This window comes from Lysinibacillus sp. LK3 (assembly GCF_001043675.1).
GTDB classification, from domain to species: domain Bacteria; phylum Bacillota; class Bacilli; order Bacillales_A; family Planococcaceae; genus Lysinibacillus; species Lysinibacillus capsici.
On sequence record NZ_LDUJ01000006.1, the window covers coordinates 43,594 to 62,291 of the forward strand.

At 37.3% G+C, this 18,698-nt stretch carries 15 protein-coding genes and 1 other annotated feature; of the genes, 7 read left to right on the forward strand and 8 right to left on the reverse strand.

Annotated elements, in window-relative coordinates; genetic code table 11:
• The first annotated feature begins 54 nt into the window (after positions 1-54).
• Complete coding sequence (locus tag VK91_RS04265) at positions 55-1,797, forward strand: SulP family inorganic anion transporter (protein WP_048391100.1); 1,743 nt, start codon at positions 55-57, stop codon at positions 1,795-1,797.
• Between the two features lie 65 nt (positions 1,798-1,862).
• Positions 1,863-2,073: a binding site (T-box leader), on the forward strand.
• A gap of 87 nt (positions 2,074-2,160) precedes the next feature.
• Positions 2,161-4,578: a leucine--tRNA ligase gene (gene leuS, locus VK91_RS04270; RefSeq protein WP_048391102.1), complete on the forward strand. Its 2,418-nt coding sequence runs from the start codon at positions 2,161-2,163 to the stop codon at positions 4,576-4,578.
• Positions 4,579-4,713: 135 nt separating this feature from the next.
• Here the strand turns inward: leuS and VK91_RS04275 are convergent, their stop codons facing one another.
• The gene (locus VK91_RS04275) at positions 4,714-5,895 is read right to left on the reverse strand and encodes a NupC/NupG family nucleoside CNT transporter (RefSeq protein ID WP_048391105.1); all 1,182 of its coding nucleotides are present in this window, start codon (positions 5,893-5,895) and stop codon (positions 4,714-4,716) included.
• A gap of 350 nt (positions 5,896-6,245) precedes the next feature.
• Between VK91_RS04275 and VK91_RS04280 the strand changes: the two genes are divergently transcribed.
• Together VK91_RS04280 and VK91_RS04285 are read left to right on the forward strand one after the other, a co-directional pair.
• A complete protein-coding gene (locus tag VK91_RS04280; RefSeq protein WP_048391107.1) occupies positions 6,246-6,767 on the forward strand; it encodes a sigma-70 family RNA polymerase sigma factor in 522 nt (173 codons plus the stop codon).
• Positions 6,754-7,689, forward strand: coding sequence for a DUF4181 domain-containing protein (locus VK91_RS04285; RefSeq protein ID WP_048391109.1), 936 nt, complete (start codon positions 6,754-6,756; stop codon positions 7,687-7,689). The genes VK91_RS04280 and VK91_RS04285 overlap by 14 nt, the downstream gene beginning before the upstream one ends.
• A gap of 35 nt (positions 7,690-7,724) precedes the next feature.
• Here VK91_RS04285 and VK91_RS04290 read toward each other — a convergent pair whose 3' ends face one another.
• Genes VK91_RS04290 through VK91_RS04320 form a run of 7 tightly spaced genes read right to left on the reverse strand, consistent with a single transcriptional unit; the run spans position 7,725 to position 14,368 of the window.
• On the reverse strand, positions 7,725-8,963 hold the full coding sequence (locus VK91_RS04290; protein ID WP_231595578.1) for a permease: 1,239 nt from the start codon (positions 8,961-8,963) through the stop codon (positions 7,725-7,727).
• Positions 8,964-8,985: 22 nt separating this feature from the next.
• Positions 8,986-9,684 (reverse strand): response regulator, encoded by a 699-nt coding sequence (locus VK91_RS04295; protein ID WP_004226027.1) that lies wholly within the window; start codon positions 9,682-9,684, stop codon positions 8,986-8,988.
• A gap of 38 nt (positions 9,685-9,722) precedes the next feature.
• A complete protein-coding gene (locus VK91_RS04300; protein WP_048391114.1) occupies positions 9,723-10,475 on the reverse strand; it encodes a sensor histidine kinase in 753 nt (250 codons plus the stop codon).
• Positions 10,476-10,512: 37 nt separating this feature from the next.
• A complete protein-coding gene (locus VK91_RS04305) occupies positions 10,513-11,505 on the reverse strand; it encodes an ABC transporter ATP-binding protein (RefSeq protein ID WP_048391115.1) in 993 nt (330 codons plus the stop codon).
• Positions 11,502-12,515 carry an ABC transporter ATP-binding protein gene (locus tag VK91_RS04310; RefSeq protein WP_048391117.1) on the reverse strand — a complete coding sequence of 338 codons (1,014 nt, stop codon included), beginning with the start codon at positions 12,513-12,515 and terminating at the stop codon, positions 11,502-11,504. Before VK91_RS04310 ends, VK91_RS04305 begins: the two co-directional genes overlap by 4 nt.
• Before the next feature lie 15 nt (positions 12,516-12,530).
• A complete protein-coding gene (gene nikB, locus VK91_RS04315) occupies positions 12,531-13,451 on the reverse strand; it encodes a nickel ABC transporter permease (protein WP_048391119.1) in 921 nt (306 codons plus the stop codon).
• Between the two features lie 14 nt (positions 13,452-13,465).
• A complete protein-coding gene (locus tag VK91_RS04320; protein ID WP_048391122.1) occupies positions 13,466-14,368 on the reverse strand; it encodes an ABC transporter permease in 903 nt (300 codons plus the stop codon).
• Positions 14,369-14,550: 182 nt separating this feature from the next.
• On the opposite strand from VK91_RS04320, the gene VK91_RS04325 reads away from it, so the two are divergent.
• Genes VK91_RS04325 through VK91_RS04335 form a run of 3 tightly spaced genes read left to right on the forward strand, consistent with a single transcriptional unit; the run spans position 14,551 to position 18,613 of the window.
• Complete coding sequence (locus tag VK91_RS04325; protein ID WP_048391124.1) at positions 14,551-16,110, forward strand: glutathione ABC transporter substrate-binding protein; 1,560 nt, start codon at positions 14,551-14,553, stop codon at positions 16,108-16,110.
• 44 nt (positions 16,111-16,154) lie between these two features.
• A complete protein-coding gene (locus tag VK91_RS04330; RefSeq protein ID WP_048391126.1) occupies positions 16,155-17,405 on the forward strand; it encodes an amidohydrolase family protein in 1,251 nt (416 codons plus the stop codon).
• The gene (locus VK91_RS04335) at positions 17,402-18,613 is read left to right on the forward strand and encodes an amidohydrolase (RefSeq protein ID WP_048391128.1); all 1,212 of its coding nucleotides are present in this window, start codon (positions 17,402-17,404) and stop codon (positions 18,611-18,613) included. Before VK91_RS04330 ends, VK91_RS04335 begins: the two co-directional genes overlap by 4 nt.
• The last annotated feature ends 85 nt before the right edge of the window (positions 18,614-18,698 follow it).

Here is an 18,698-nt window from a genome sequence, read left to right on the forward strand (position 1 = left end):
CAATGATGATGAAAAATTGGGCTTTGCTTATTATTTCGAAGGGAAGATTTATCTATGAAGTCACTGTTTACAGGACGCTTTGAAGGATATTCAGTTCAACATGTAAAGAAGGATTTATTGTCAGGGATTATTGTGGGAATCGTTGCTATTCCACTTGCCATGTCCTTTGCCATAGCATCGGGTGTGAAACCTGAATATGGGATTTATACGGCTTGCATTGCAGGTATTCTTATTTCTCTCTTTGGAGGTTCTAAATATCAAATAGGTGGGCCTACGGGGGCGTTTGTGCCAATTCTATTGGGAATTGTTCTTACCTATGGCTATGAAGATTTATTACTTGCGGGTTTAATGGCAGGGGTATTGCTTTGTGTCATGGGCTTTTTTAAGTTAGGGACTTTAATTAAGTTTATTCCACGTCCTGTAACAGTTGGTTTTACAGCAGGGATAGCAGTGATTATTTTTACAGGTCAAATCGCTAACTTTCTAGGGCTCACAAATGTTAAAAGGCATGAATATTTTATCGCCAACATACAGGAAATCATTAAGCAGCTTGGTACGACAAATATGTATAGTATTCTTACTGCTGTCGTATGCTTGGCGACAATAATGATAACTCCAAAGTTTTTTCCAAAGGTTCCAGGAGCATTAGCGGGTATCGTTGTCTCTACACTTATGGCAACTTTCTTCTTTTCAGGACAAGTTGCTACCATTGCAACGGCTTATGGGCAAATTCCTAATACATTACCTCATTTCGCCTTACCAAACATCACGCTCGAACGATTACAACAACTTATTGGCCCAGCGTTTGTCATTGCAATGCTAGGTGGTATTGAGTCTCTATTATCGGCAGTTGTGGCGGATGGGATGACAAATAGTAAGCATAACAGTAATCGTGAGTTAATTGGTCAGGGGATTGCTAATATTGTGACGCCTTTATTCGGTGGTATTCCAGCAACAGGCGCCATTGCACGCACAGCGACCAATATCAAAACAGGCGCAGTATCTCCTATGTCGGGTATCATTCATGGTGTGTTTGTTTTAATCACATTATTGTTATTAGCTCCATATGCATCTCATATTCCGTTAGCAAGCATGGCTCCGGTATTGATGGTCGTAGCTTGGAATATGAGTGAACGACATCATTTTTCACATATCGCAAAACTAAAATCAGGCGACTCACTGGTATTATTGATTACCTTTTTATTAACGGTATTCACTAGTCTTACATTAGCAGTTGAGGTAGGGCTTGTGCTGGCTGTGCTATTATTTGCGAAACGCATGAGTGAAAAGCTTGTTGTTACAAAAGTACTTCCAGATCATTCAAATAAAAGTGAAAAGGTACAGCCACATGTAGTGCATCAGCAGCATGATTGCCCGCAAATTAGTATGTACACAATTGAAGGGCCGTTGTTTTTTGGTGCTGCACAAATGTTTGAACAAACAATTGAAAGTACTTTGCATCAGCAACCAAGAGTTTTGATATTACGGATGGGGAAAGTGCCCTTTATGGATTCTACTGGAGAAGCATATTTTAGCAATATCATTGAAAATTATACAGCACAGGGCGGTACTATTTTGGTAACGGGTGTGCAAGGAGATTTAAAGGATGCTCTTCAGCACAATGGACTTTACGATAAAATAGGCGCGCAGCATTTTTTTCAGCATACTGGAGAAGCGATTACAAAAGCTTTCCATTATTTAAACGTCAATCAATGTATTGGTTGTCAGCACTTTGCTTTTCATGAATGTCAGGATTTATCAAAGTCTAAGGAAGAAAAGGATTTAATTGTTCAGTAATGGGTAAGCTGTAAACAAAGGCTTGTGCTTTTCAATACTTTCCATTAGAATAAATGCAATATCATGTAAAGACTGTGATGAGGAATAGTAGATTTGTGGTTCTTTTTAGAGAGCTAGCGGTTGGTGGGAGCTAGTAAGAATGCAAGTTGAACTCGCCTTCTGAGTCTACCCGCGTGAAACAGCGTGTGTCGTTTCTTCCGCGTTAAGGAAGCTTGAGCCGAGTGTAATCACTAATTTGGGTGGTACCGCGGGAGTACAAATTCTCTCGTCCCTTCTATAAAGAAAGGGGCGAGTTTTTTTATTTTTTAAATATTTTGTCAATTATGATGGAGAGCAGCACGATCAATCGAAGGAGGAAAAAAAATGAGTTTTAATCATGAACAAATTGAAAAAAAGTGGCAGCAATATTGGGCTGATAACAAAACATTTAAAACTGAAAATGAAACAGCGAAGCCTAAATTCTTTGCTTTAGATATGTTCCCTTATCCATCTGGCGCAGGACTACATGTAGGCCATCCAGAGGGGTATACGGCAACTGATATTCTATCACGCTTTAAACGTATGCAAGGCTATAATGTACTTCATCCAATGGGCTGGGATGCTTTTGGTTTACCAGCTGAGCAATATGCACTTGATACAGGGAATGATCCAGCTGAATTTACAGCTAAAAATATTGCGACATTTAAACGTCAAATTCAAGAGCTAGGCTTCAGCTATGATTGGGATCGCGAAATTAACACAACTGATCCAGAGTATTATAAATGGACACAATGGATTTTTATCCAGCTTTATAAGAAAGGTTTAGCTTATGTAGATGAAGTAGCTGTTAACTGGTGTCCAGCACTTGGCACGGTATTAGCTAACGAAGAAGTAATTGATGGGAAATCAGAGCGTGGTGGTCATCCAGTAGAACGCAGACCAATGAAGCAGTGGATGCTTAAAATTACAGCCTATGCTGATCGTTTAATCGATGACTTAGAAGAAGTTGATTGGCCTGAATCTATTAAAGATATGCAACGCAATTGGATTGGCCGTTCAGAAGGGGCAGAAGTGACATTTGCCATTGACGGTTCTGATCAAAACTTCACAGTTTTCACAACACGTCCTGATACATTGTTTGGTGCTACATACTGTGTGCTTGCACCAGAGCATAAATTAGTGGAACAAATTACAACAGCTGACCAACGCCAAGCTGTTGAGGCTTATTTAGAGAAAGTTAAAATGAAATCTGACCTAGAGCGTACAGATTTAGCGAAAGAAAAAACAGGTGTATTTACAGGTACTTATGCAGTGAATCCGATAAACGGTAAAAAAGTGCCGATTTGGATTGCTGACTATGTGTTAGTGTCTTATGGTACAGGTGCTATTATGGCGGTGCCAGCACATGATGAACGTGACTATGAATTCGCAACTGAATTTGGCTTAGACATTGTTCCTGTACTTGAAGGTGGAGACATTAGCAAAGAAGCATTTACAGGTGATGGTCAACATATTAACTCTGAATTCCTGAATGGCTTAAATAAAGCAGATGGCATTGCGAAAGCCATTGAATGGTTAGCGGAAAAAGGTGTAGGGGAGAAGAAAATTTCTTATCGTCTACGTGACTGGTTATTCTCCCGTCAGCGTTATTGGGGTGAACCAATTCCAATGATTCATTGGGAAGATGGCACGATTACGCCAGTTCCAGAATCAGAATTACCTTTAATGCTACCAAAAACAGATAATATCCGTCCATCAGGTACTGGTGAATCACCATTAGCAAATATTGAAGAATGGGTAAATGTTGTCGATCCAGAGACAGGTAAAAAAGGACGTCGTGAAACAAATACAATGCCACAGTGGGCAGGTTCGAGCTGGTACTTCCTACGCTATATCGACCCTACAAATACAGAGGCGATTGCAGACCCAGAGTTACTAAAACGTTGGTTACCTGTTGATATTTATATTGGTGGTGCGGAGCATGCTGTATTACATTTACTATACGCTCGCTTCTGGCATAAAGTTCTCTATGACTTAGGCGTTGTCCATACAAAAGAGCCATTCCAAAAATTATTTAACCAGGGAATGATTCTAGGTGAAGGTAACGAGAAAATGTCTAAATCTAAGGGCAATGTTGTCAACCCAGATGAAATCATTACGTCACATGGTGCCGATACATTACGTTTATATGAAATGTTCATGGGCCCACTAGAGGCTTCTGTTGCATGGTCTACAAATGGTTTAGATGGAGCACGTCGCTTCTTAGACCGTATCTGGCGTCTATTTGTCAGTGAAGAAGATGGCGCAATTTCAGCAAAAATTCAAGTGTCTAACGATCAATCACTTGAAAAATCATACCACCAAACAGTGAAAAAAGTGACAGAGGATTATGAAGGCATCCGCTTTAACACAGCTATTTCACAAATGATGGTCTTTATTAATGATTGCTATAAAGCTGATGTGATTCCAACGACTTATGCTGAAGGCTTTGTGAAAATGCTAGCTCCAATCGCTCCGCATATTGCAGAAGAACTATGGCAACTATTAGGACACGATTCAACTCTTTCATATGAGCAATGGCCAACATATGATGAAGCAAAGCTTGTGGATGATGAAGTAGAAATTGCTGTACAAGTTGCTGGTAAAGTTCGTGCTAAGATCGTCGTAGCAAAAGATGCTTCAAAAGAGGATATTGAAAAAGTAGCACTTGCTGATGAAAAGGTTCAAGAATACATGGCAGGAAAGAGCTTAGTGAAAATCATCGTTATTCCAGGCAAACTTGTCAATATTGTCGTAAAATAAAGAGATATAAAGTAAAAATGTACATTACTAAATTCAATTTTAGTAATGTACATTTTTTAATTTAGAGCTTAAGCAATAAAATAAGGACTGCACCCATCTAACTGAGTGCAGTTCAATAAATAGCTCCTGATACAATTAAATAATCAATCCCACAATAATAGCTGTTAGGATACTTACGAGTGTAGCACCGTACAACAACTTTAGTCCAAATCGAGCAACGACATTCCCTTGCCTTTCATTCAAACCTTTTACAGCTCCCGAAATGATCCCGATTGATGAAAAGTTGGCAAAAGATACGAGGAATACAGAAATAATACCTAATGTACGTTCGCTCATGGACTCGGCAACATCGCCAAGGTTAATCATAGCAACAAATTCGTTTGTTACTAATTTGGTTGCCATAATACCGCCAGCAGCCACAGCATCTGCCCATGGGATACCCATTAGGAAAGCGATTGGCGCAAAGATATAGCCTAATATTTCTTGGAAAGATATACCGATAATCATATCGAATAATGAATTGATTAAATCCATTAATGCTACGAAACCAATAAGCATTGCCCCAACAATGATGGCTACTTTAAAGCCATCCATAATATATTCGCCAATCATTTGAAAGAACGCTTGCTTCTGTTCATCTTCAATTGTTAAGATATCTTCTTTTTCATCCACAGTATATGGATTAATGATGGAAACAATAATAAATCCACCAAACAGGTTTAATACAATGGCCGTAACAACATACTTTGGCTCAATCATCGTCATATAAGCTCCAACTACTGACATCGAAACAGTCGACATAGCAGAAGCGCATAATGTATACATACGTTGTGGTGCAATCTTATCTAATTGCTTTTTAACAGTTATGAACACTTCGGATTGACCTACCATAGCGGAAGCAACAGCATTATAGGATTCCAATTTCCCCATGCCACTTACTTTACTTAAAAATAAACCTACCCATTTCATCAGAAAAGGAAGAATTTTAAAATGCTGCAAGATCCCAATCAGAACAGATATAAAGACGATCGGTAATAAAACTGTTAAAAAGAAGGGTGATTCGCCTTCATTTGCTAAGCCACCAAAAACAAAGGATATACCTGCATTTGCATAGGACAATAAGTGATCAAACACTTTGGTGATTCCTTTGATTAGCACATAGCCGACCGTTGTATTAAGTAGTAAAGCTGCCAATAAAAATTGGATGATCAACATAATCACTATATATTTATATTTTATTTCTTTTTTGTTTTTACTCATTAATAATGCTAAGGCAAAAACTAGTAACAATCCACAAAAGGATATTAAGTATCTCATAAGTTCCTCCATAAGTATCTGTGATATTTTGTCCTGATGTTCCAATTTCAGAAGAACAGCTAAAGATCTTAATTAGTCAGACGTCAGACAAACAATCTCACTATAACAGTTTTTTTGCTAGTTATTCAATAGATAAAAGAAAAAAAGTATGCAACATGGCATACAAATAAATTCACTCTTAAAAATGTAGGTTATTTCTTTAGGAGTTACTATTCATAAAAAATACCCTCTTATTGTGTGAGGATTTTTTCTTTTTATGACCTTCATGTTAACGAAACTTTTCGATTTTTTTTGAAACCAACTAAGTTCGGATTACGACTATAGGGTGAATATTTATAGGAGGTGTTTGGATGAGTGAGCATTTAGTGGCCATTATGGAAGAACACGGAGAATATTGCTTACGAGTGGCTTATCTTTATGTAAAGGATTGGGCGATGGCAGAAGAAATAGTCCAGGATGTCTTTTTTTCTTATTATCTGCAGCAGGATCGCTTTGAACAAAGAGCATCTCTAAAGACCTATTTAGTTAAAATAACTGTACATAAAAGTCATGATTATTTGCGAAGCTGGAAAAATAAACGCCATCAACTGTTGGAAAAATTGCATATTGGTACAAGTAAACGAACACCAGAAACGATGCTATTAGCACAGGATGAACGGACAACATTAACAAATGCTTTATTTGAGTTACCTATTACTTATAGAGAAGTCGTCATCCTTTATTATTATCAGGAATTAAAGGTTAGAGAAATTGCAGATATTCTTACATGTGCAGAAAATACAGTTAAAACCAGATTGCATCGAGCAAGAAAAATGTTACAGGAAAAATTAGCGAATAATAAGTGGGAGGTGTTAATGAATGACAACTTTTAAAGAGAAATTGGATCAAGAACTTGGCGAAGCACCACGATTTACGAAATCCTTACAGGAGGATATTTTACGGCAAGTGCGGCAAACAAAAAAGACAAGACGCTGGTCATATCCTTTGATTATCATAGGCGCGATAGTTATGTTTCTATTGATAATAGAAATCGGTCCATTAGGGCAGATAGAGCAAACGCAACATGCTTCAATTGTTCAATTAGCACAGCAGCAATCAATAAAAAAATATACAATGATTTACAATTCGGATGAGGAGATCTTTAAGGCTGGAAGACCTGGGTGGGTCATTGGACAACGAGTAATGGAGCAAAGTTCAGAAAAAGTGTTATTACAACAACTATTACAGCAAGCTACAGTGACTCAAATGAATGAGCAAACTTTTTTTAGATTACAACGTGATGTCTGGGTAGAATTTAAAAAAGGTCAGGTTATGAAGCTGAAAATGTTCATAAACGAGGAGGATATCGGAATTGTTGATTATGATAACAATTCATTTTATAAAGTAGAAAATAAAGATTTGGCCAAGGCTTATTTAGAGCTTATTCTCAATGATGATGCTAAATTTGGAATGTCAGGTTTAATCGTTATGCTAGTTATTTTTCTAGCTATCCAAATGCTTGGCGATAAACTAATGAGGAAAATGTTTAATATACCAAAGGAGTATGTCAATAGTCATCATAGACGTGCTGTTTGGGCTATTAAAATTTTGAATACCATGATGCTCATGGTGATCATAATTAAAGGGTGGATTTTATTTACTGTTATCATTGGAGGATATTTAGTTGTCAGCCTTTTCAGCTCTATTTTCATTGACTATTACTATGGTCGAGAGGAAAAAAGACATTATCTTTCCATTAGTTCGGCCATTGTTGGCTTGCTATCACTAATCCTATTTTTATTTTATATCAGTTAAATAACTTATAAACCTGAACCCGAATAATCTCGAGTTCAGGTATTTTTTTCTATCGTTTCAGTCTGAAGCATTAATTGATAAATACTTGAGATCATAAAGCTGGTAGCTAATCCGTAAAGCGTATTAAAGCTTAAACCAACACCAATGCCAATGATGATGGATAGCAGGATGACAAGCCAGCTATGCTTATGAATATGTCGATTCGTAAATAAAAGGATTAACACAAACGGTAGCATTGTAATGTGCAGAAAGGCAAAAGAATAAATAACACCTAAAATCGTTAAATCGATAGATAAGAAACAGGTGAATAAAATAATCATCAGGCCAATCAAATAGAAATAATAGGGTCTTTTCGTCACAAAAAAACGTTTCGTTGCCCGCATGTCTACAAGCAAGGTTGTGACAATGGCTAATAGGACAATGACGAGAAAAGCAAATGTCAGAAAGCCTGGTTGTACTTCATATAAAAACGTAAAAATCAGTATTTGGAATTGGCCAAATGATCCGCTATATAGGGCAATCATTAAAATTGCCGTAAATGATAGCGTTAATAACGCTAAAATTACACCTGAGGAAAACAGACTGCTACGTACTTTTTTAGGTTTTATAAAGGCAATTAAATACCATGTTGATTTATCAAAAAATACTTGTCCTAAAACGGCTAGTTGAATAATGACATAGAACAGCAAAATTTCGCTATTTTTAAAATAAAATAAATAAGGGTGATATAAGCGAATACCCTCATATACTGTGCTTGCCCCATTTAGTACAAAGTAATAAATAGGGATAAAAATAAGTAATGAAAAAAGAGCAATAATAAATAAAATTTCCAACCATAGTATACTTTTCACTGACATGATGCGGTCAAGAAGTAAGATGCCGATTAAAAAGAAAAAAAGTGTAATAGGGACTGGAATATTTAACATAATTTCAGACAATACACTAATGCTTATTAATTGAATAAGCCAAAGTTCAATACCTGTTAACAAGTAAAATAGACGTATAACCTTTAAATTCATTCCAGACAATTTACGCTGTATGGTAAAGAGCAAAAAGCTTTGTGTATGCTGATTTTGTGTGTAATCGCTCTTATTCAGCAATGAGCCAAGTATGATAAACGAAATAGCTGTTGCTAATGTATAACAAATGCCCGCCATAAAACCAAAAGAAATAAGGGCTGAAGGAGAGGACAATAATAAATTACCATTAATCCATCTCGCTAAAAGAATAATGACTCCTGCTGCTGTGCTTAAACTTGCAAATGGAACAAGCAATGAAAACTTCCTTAGCATACTATTAAAGACCTTTACTCATTTTAGAGGATTTATATTGACGTGGTGATTGATTATATTTTTTCTTAAACGCAACACTAAAATAGTGCTGACTATTAAAACCACAGCTCTCAGCAATTGCAGACATACTTGTGTCTAGATTTTCATTGATTTTCTTTACAGCCATTTCTAGGCGATAATTATTAATATATTCATTAATGCCAATAGACTGCTCCTCCAAAAATTTACGACTTAAATAGCTCGGATTCAAATGAATTTTTTCAGCAATAATATTGAGACTCAGTTTTTCATAATAGTTTTCATGAATATAGGAAAGTGCGCTTTGAATCGCATCATGGTTAGAACTCCACACCTTATATTTCTCCACAATAGCATCTAATTCACTTGCAATGACTGGTTTTGTAAGATAATCCTTTACCCCGATACGCAATGCTTGTTGGGCATATTCAAAGGTTTGATAAGCTGTTACCATGATGATGTCTACCTCATAAAGCGCTTTTAATTCCTTGCTCAACGTGATTCCATCTTTCCCAGGCATTTGAATATCCAAAAAGGCGATAGTCATACGGTGCTTCTTAGCTAATTGCAGAGCTTGTGAGGCATCTTGGGCAGTATGGAAGGTCCAATTCGGAAAATGTGGCTTTAATAAATAAATCATTTGCTCAAGCTCTAATGGCTCATCATCTGCGATTAAAATATTCATGGCGAGATACTCCTTTCTCCTTCCAGTTGATAGAATGCCTAAGCGGGAACATGGATGGTAACAGTGTAATGCTGTTCATTGTTTTGAATCGAGAATAAAATATTTTCGAGCCCATAAATGAGCTCAAGCCGTTTTCTAATATTTTCGAGCCCATAACCTTGCTGTAGTTCGTCTACTACCTGTTCAGTAGTCATTTCTATTTTTTCTAAAGGCTGTGTATTTTTAATTTCAATTAATAAGCTATTATCCATTTTTTTGATTGTAATGGATAGCTCTGCAGGTCCTATATGTTTTTCAAAGCTATGTTTATAGGCATTTTCAATAATAGTCTGCAGAATAAAAGGTGGTATTTGGACGGATAGTGCTTCATCATCAACATATTTATTTACAGTCAAACGATGGCCAAATCGCAATTGTTGAATATTTAAATAACTATCGACAAATTGTATCTCGTTCTTTAACGCAATTAACACCTCATGATTATTGTATTTAAATTTAAAAAATGTTGCCAAAGCCTCAATGCCCGCAACCAAATCTTCCTTACGATTGATGCGAGCTAGGCTTAATAATGAATTTAATGCATTAAAAAAGAAATGTGGCTGTATTTGCTGATTCAACTGGAGAATATTTGCTCTTTGTAAATCCTGCTCAAGCTCTAAATTTCTTTTTTCCTCCTCAAGGCTATCGATTTGCTTTTCGAAAATAAATATAAAAGTAAGCAGAAAAGCTCCAATAATTGGAGCAATTACACATAGGAGAATATATATGTTGAAGGTTTCTGGTTGTAACATAATGACCTCTCCGTTTATTTTGTAAGTGTAAGATACATTAAACTAAATTTTCTGCGAAATGGCAAGCTACCTTATGTGTTGCAGTGATCGCTCGTAGTGCTGGCACTTCTGCTTTACATTTATCCGTTGCGAATGGGCAACGTGTGTGAAAGCTACAGCCAGTAGGGGGACTAAGAGGTGATGGTAGGTCACCTTTTAAAATAATACGCTCCTTACGATACTGCTTATCAATAACAGGTATAGAAGAAAACAGTGCTTTTGTATAAGGATGATGTGGCTGAGTAAAAAGGGAATGCTTATCAGCAATTTCTACGACCTTTCCAAGATACATCACCATAATTCGGTCTGAAATATGTCGAACAACACTTAAATCGTGTGAGATAAATAAAAAGGTTAAATCTAAATCTCTTTGTAGTTGTTTTAGTAAATTTAGTATTTGAGCTTGAATGGAAACATCTAGGGCAGAAACAGACTCATCACAAATAATAATTTTAGGATTAACAGCAAGGGCTCTGGCAATACCAATCCGCTGACGCTGACCACCCGAAAATTCATGTGGATAACGCTCTAAGTATTCAGGACGTAACCCAACAAGAGACATTAATTCAATCATGCGTGCTTCTTGATGCTCAGGTGGTACAATTTTTTGAATAGACATGGCCTCTGTTAACATTTTACGAATGGTTCTTCGTGGGTTAAGGGACGCATAGGGATCTTGGAAAATAATTTGAATGTCCTTGCGTGCAGCACGAAGCTCTTTTTTGTTCATATTCACTAAATTTTTACCGAATAATAATACCTCTCCAGCAGTAGGCTCATCTAATCTTAAAATAGAACGACCAGTAGTTGATTTTCCGCAGCCAGATTCTCCAACAATACTGAGCGTCTCACCAGGCATGATGTCGAAAGACACCCCATCCACAGCTTTTACAACCTGCTGTGGACCGAAGAGCTTTTCTTTTTTTAAGAAAAAATGCTGCTTTAAATCATTTACTTGTAATAGTGGTTGTGTATGTTGCGCTGTTGTCATACTGTCAGCTCCTTCATAAGTGTTTCTCCTTGCCATTCATTACTGTACATCCAGCATCTTACCTTTTTTCCTTGCTCAACAGTCAAAAGCTCAGGCTGTTGTTCACGACATAAATCTGTAGCAAATGGGCAACGTTCTGCATAACGGCAGCCAATTGGATAATTATAGGGACTTGGGACAGTTCCGTGAATAGTAGATAATTCTTCTTGGTCTTCATATAGCTTTGGTAATGATTGAATTAATCCATTTGTATAAGGGTGTAGCGGTTTTTCAAAAAGACTTTCTGTTGTGCCTTCTTCTACAACCTGTCCCGCATACATAACAGCAATCTTATCGCAGATTTCTGCTACAACACCAAGGTCATGGGTAATGAAGATAATGCTCATGCCTAGTTGTTTTTGCAGGTTTTGAATAATATCAATAATTTGAGCTTGAATAGTTACATCAAGGGCAGTTGTCGGTTCGTCAGCAATTAACACATCTGGTGTACACGCTAGTGCCATGGCAATCATAATGCGCTGTCGCATCCCACCACTTAACTGATAAGGCTCCTGCTTCGCTCTTTTTTCGGGTGCAGGAATCCCAACTAGGCGAATCATATCGACAGCCTTTTGCCATGCTTCTTTACGTGATAAGCCTTGGTGCAATCGAATGGATTCAGCAATTTGCTCTCCAACGGATAATACAGGGTTTAAGCTTGTCATAGGCTCTTGGAAAATCATCGAGATTTTATTGCCCCGAATTTTGCGTAGCTCTTCATCTGAGAGCTTCAAAATGTCTGTATTATTTAATAAAATTTCGCCATTGATGATTTTACCAGGAGGCGATGGTACTAAACAAAGTAATGACAGGGAAGTCATGGATTTTCCACAACCAGATTCACCAACAATGCCCAGTGTTTCTCCTTTTTGAAGAGTAAAGGATACCCCATCGACAGCTTTGGCAACCCCTTCACTCGAATAAAAATAGGTTTGTAAATTTTTTACTTCCAACACGGTTTCTTGTTTCATCCGTTTTTCCCCTCCTTAGTTTAAATCCATTCGTTTATTAAAGAATCGGTACAATATGTCTACAAAAAGATTAATGAAAACAAATATTAATGAGGCAACAAGAACGCCACCTTGTACGACTGGTATATCACGTGTTCGAATGGCATCTACAATCATTCGTCCTAATCCGTTTACAGCGAAAACCGATTCAACTAAAACTGTTCCGCCAAGTAAACTACCAAACTGTAAGCCTACTACTGTAATAACTGGAATCAAGGCATTGCGTAATGCGTGCTTTAAAATGATGATGTATCCTTTTAAGCCTTTTGCTTTCGCTGTTCGTATATAGTCTTGGTTTACAACCTCTAACATACTAGAGCGAGTCATACGAGCGACGATGGCAGCTCCACCAGCACCAAGTGTGACAGCTGGTAGAATAATATGTTTGGCACTATCCCAGCCTGCTACAGGAAGCCAGTGTAACTGTACAGAGAATACATACATTAATAAAATTCCTAACCAAAAGCTTGGAAGGGAAATCCCTAATAAAGCGACAACCATTAATCCTACATCCATCAAAGAATAAGGACGGATAGCGGAGATAATACCCGCAATAAGCCCCAGAACAATGGTGATTAAAATACTATAAAAGGCTAGCTCTATGGTAATCGGTAATCGGGAGGTAATTTCCTCGAATACTGGTTGATTATTTTTTAAAGAGTTACCCATATCTCCTTGTAGAAGATTTTTAATATAGTCTGTATATTGAACTGCTAATGGTTTATTGAGCCCTAAATTTTCACGTAATTCTGCAACCGTTTCTTGAGAAGCTCCTTCTCCTGCTAAAATAATCGCTGGGTCTCCGGGAATCATCTGCATAATTAGAAAAACAACAAGCGTTACACCAAGTGTTACAGGAATAATTTGAGCTAGTCGTTTTAAGATAAATAATGTCATGTGTCTTCTCTCCTTTAATTTTTCATTCTTGGGTCTAGCGCATCGCGTAAACCGTCACCAAATAAGTTAAAGCCTAATACAAGTATAGAAATCATAATACCTGGGAATAGCGCCATATAAGGAGCGGTAAATAGGAAATCTCGTCCGTTAGAAAGCATGGCACCCCATTCAGGAGATGGTGGCTGAGCACCTAAACCTAAGAATGATAGTCCTGCTGCAGATAGAATAGCGGTTGCTAAGCGCATAGATGCTTGTACAATAATGGGTGATAAAATATTTGGAAAAATATGCTTAATTAAAATCGTCATATCATTTGCTCCAAGTGTTTTGACAGCATCGATATATTCTAATTTTTTAACCTCCATTGTTGAGCCACGTACAATACGAGCAAACATAGGAATAGAGAAAAACCCAACAGCAATTGTGACATTGATAAGGCTTGGCCCCAGTGCACTGACAATCGCTAAAGCTAGCAAAATACCTGGGAAGGCAAGCATGATATCTAAAATTCGACTAATAATAGAATCAACCCATCTGCCATAATAGCCTGCAATAAGACCTAAGAAAGTGCCGATTGTACCACCGAATAAAACAGCTGAAATACCAACACCAATTGATAAACGTGATCCATATAAAATTCGACTTAAAATATCTCGCCCTTTGTCATCCGTTCCCATTAGATGTTCAACGCTTGGCCCTTGTAATTTTTGATCTAATTGTACGTCGTAGGGATCGTAAGGGGCTAAAATGGGCCCGATAAGAAACATCAATATATATAGAAGAATGATGATGCCTCCTACGACTGCTGCTTTATTCTTTTTGATTTTGTTGAGGAAAGAAACAAGATTCTTTTTTCTAGATGCCTTGCGTGCATTCACTAAAACAGAATGATCAATTGTAGTTGTTACTTTATTCATATCGAATACTCCTTTTCTATTTGATTTGATTTCAATTTAGTGAAAAGCGTAAAGAATGTAAATATTTTATGGCTTATTAGTCAGAAAATTTAAAAAACACGTAAAAATTTTAAAAAACAAGTGAATTTTATTTCTTTATAATTCGAAATGTAAGGAACAAATCACACAAGGAGGAAATGTTGATGAAGAAAATGAAGTTGTTTTTATTCATGGCACTAATAACTGTACTTATTCTGCAAGCCTGCTCTACTGCTAGCAATAATAGTACAGAAGGTTCCAAAGAGGGATCAAAAAGCGTAGGAGGAGAATTAGTTGTTCTAAGAGCAGCAGATGCAACAAGTCTTGATCCTCACTTTATTACAGATATTCCATCAGCAAATATTATTCATGGCAAGGTATATGAAACACTTGTCGCTTTTGATAGAGATCGTAAAATTGTTCCATTACTTGCAAAAGAGTGGGAGCAAAAAGATGAAGTCACTTGGACATTTACATTAAATGAAGGTATTAAATTCCATGATGGAGCAGATTTTAATGCAGAGGCTGTAAAAGCGACATTTGACAGAATTCTAGATCCTGCAACTGGATCACCACAGCGTGATAAATTATCTATGATTAGTGAAGTAGTGGTAGATGATGAATATGTTGTAACGTTGAAATTAAAAGAACCATATGCTCCGCTTCTATCTATTTTAGCCAGTCAAGAGGGTAGCATGATGAGCCCGAAAGCGATTGCTGAAGCAGCGGACGAATTAGCAACTCATCCAGTAGGGACAGGCCCATTTGTATTTGAAACTTGGAAATCTGGTCAAGAAATCACTTTAATTTCGAATAAAGATTATTGGGGGACTGTACCGAAAGTAGATAAAGTAACATTTAAAGTTGTACCAGAGGATTCTACTCGTCTAGCAATGATTGAAAGTGGAGAAGCACATATTGCTGAACAAGTACCTGTAACTGAGATTGATCGTATTGAAAATTCTTCAACGATGAATTTATTCCGTGCAGAAGGACTAGCAGTAGAATTTATCGGATTCAACGTGAAAGATACGTTATTATCTGATGTAAAAGTACGTCAAGCTATTAGCTATGCTGTTGACCGTGAAGCAATTATTAGCGGTATTTATGATAATGTAGGAACACTTGCAAATTCTGCAATGAGTCCAAAAATTATTGGATATTCTAGTGAAACGAAACCGTATGACTATGATGTAGTGAAGGCTAAAGAATTGTTAAAAGAAGCTGGCGTTCAAGAGGGAACAAAAGTTAAATTACTGACAAGTGACCGTAAAGAGCGTATCAACATGGCGGAGGTTATTCAATCTCAATTAAAAGGGATCGGATTAGATGTTGATATTCAAGTAATGGAGTATGGTGCATTTATTTCTGAAATTACGAAAGAACAGCATCAAATCTTTATTAGTGGTTGGGGTAATGCAACGGGTGATGCTGATTATAACCAATACAATCTATTCCACACTGCATCTATGGGGCCTCCAGGAAACCATTTCTACTATTCAAATCCAGAAGTAGACAAGCTAATTGAGCAAGGGCGTTCTGAAGCAAACCAAGAGGCACGTAATGAAATCTACAAAAAAGCAATGCAAATCGAGTTAGACGAAGCTGTGTATATTCCAGTGCGTAACTATGAGCATTTAGCAGTTTACAGCAATGCTGTAAAAGGTTTCTGGTTAGATGCATCTAACTACACGATGATCAGTGGCGTTGAAATTGTAGAGTAATCAAATTTGGTGATAGACGAAAAAATACCAATTGGGAGGAAACTATGAGTAAACTATTGCTGAAAAATGTGAGATTAGAAGAAGCATATGAGCGCGAAAATGAACACATTGTTGCTACTCGTACAGGTATTTATGATGTTCTAATCGAAGATGGACATGTTCAACAAGTAGATAAGGATATAGTGGCTGATGAAGATGTAGAAGTAATAGATGCACAACAGCAACTATTAGTCCCTTCATTCCGTGAAATGCATATTCATATTGATAAAACGTATTTCGGCGGAGAATGGCAGGCACCAAGACCCATTACTAAAGGGATTTTAACACGCATTGAAGAAGAAAGAACACTACTACCTAAACAATTGCCGACAGCTGCTTATCGAGCTGAGGAAATGGTGAAGTGGCTCATTTCCCAAGGACACACACATATTCGTTCACATTGTAATGTTGACCCACAAATTGGGACAAAGCATATTGAAATTACAAAACAAGTTTTAGCAAACTATCAAGATCAAATCACCTATGATATTGTAGCCTTTCCACAGCATGGCTTATTACGCTCCAATGTAGAGGGACTAATCCGTGAGGCAATGGCGATGGGAGCAACGCTTGTTGGAGGCGTTGACCCATCCATTGTAGATCGCAATATCGAAAAGTCATTGCAAACAACGATGGGTATTGCACAAGACTATAATGCAGGGATCGATATTCATATTCACACAGCGAACACACTAGGCGAATTTGAATTTTATAAACTGATTGAGTTAACGAAACAGGCGAAAAAAGAAGGTCAAGTCACAATTAGCCATGCGATGGCACTTGCTGATTTAGAACAGTCACGTTTAGAAAATTTAGTTCAAGCCATGGCTGAGGTACAAATGGATGTAACAACAACTGTACCAATCGATTTGAACCGTTCGACAATACCAATTCCTTATCTTTATAACAATGATGTAAAGGTATCTGTGGGACATGATAGCTTAACAGATCATTGGTCACCATATGGTACTGGTAATACGATTATGAAATTAAATGTCATGGCGGAGAGATTCCGTTTTATTGATGAATATTCATTAAGTCGAGCTTGGAAATACGCCTCTGGCGGTATCACACCATTGAATGATGTAGGAGAACGTGTTTGGCCACAAGTTGGTGATAAAGCGAATATGCTGTTAGTGGATGGCGTGAGCACTGCACATGTGATAGCAAGAAGATGCCCAATTACTACGGTCATTTCACAAGGCAAAATGATTCACCAACAGGATGTAGGAGAGTTGAAAGGAGAATTCAGATGAAGCACTGGCTTACAAATGTTCTACTTGAAACAGGAGAATATCTAAAGGAAAATGATACAGTTGGAACGAAAGTGGAGCTTTTTCACCTTGAAATTACAGATGGCTTCATTTCGCAAATTGTACCCGCAACAGACGCAATCGATTCTCAAAACGAAGTCACAGATATGAAAGGGAAGCTGCTATTACCTGCCTTTAAGGAAATGCATAATCATTTAGATAAAACATACTTATCTTTACCGTGGAAGGCTTGTGTGCCCGTAAAGAATTTAAAGGAACGACTTGATCGTGAAGCACAAGAGTTATCCGTACTTGCTACAACAGGTAAACAACGTGCAGCTGCAATGATTGAAAAAATCCTTAAGAATGGTGCGAATCATATTCGTACACATGTCAATATCGATCCATACATTGGATTAAAAAATTTAGAAGGTGTACTAGCGGCATTGGACGATTATAAAGATGTCGTGACATCCGAAGTCATTGCCTTTCCACAGCATGGTCTACTAAGAGATGATGTCCCTAAATTATTGCGTGAAGCTTTACGCAATGGAGCGACGATGATTGGCGGCCTAGATCCAGCTGGCATCGATAACTCGATCGAGCCTTCTCTTTATGAAGTGATGGATATTGCACAGGAATTTAATGTTGATGTCGATATTCATTTACATGATGGTGGACATGTTGGGTATTATACAATCGATAAATGGATAGACATCGTGGAGGATGCCAAATATCAGGGGAGAACGGCAATAAGTCATGCCTTTTCACTTGGTGATGTATCAATCATGGAGCAACATAAAATTGCAGATCGTTTAGCACAACAACAAGTAAAAATAATGTCAACGGTGCCATTTGATTTGCGACGATTAATTCCACCGATTGAATTGCTAACAGAGCACGGCGTGGATGTCCATTTTGGTTGTGACGGCTTTTATGATTCTTGGAGTCCTAATGGCTCAGGAGATATTTTAGAAAAAGCGACTACTTTTGCAGATATTTCTCGTAAACTTGACGAACGCTCTATTCGACAAACATTAAAATATATTACAAGTGGTGTCACGCCATTAGATGCAAATGGTCAGAAGGTTTGGCCGAATGTGAAGGACGAAGCAAGTTTTGTATTCTTTGACGCAGTATCAAGCGCGGAAGTTATTGCACGTAAACCATCCAACCGAGTGGTTATGTCTAAAGGAAAGTTTATCAATTAAGCATAAATCTAAATCCCCCTTATTTAGATAACATAGCAAACTAGAAATTTTCTAGTTTGCTATACTTATGTTTTAATAGAAAAGA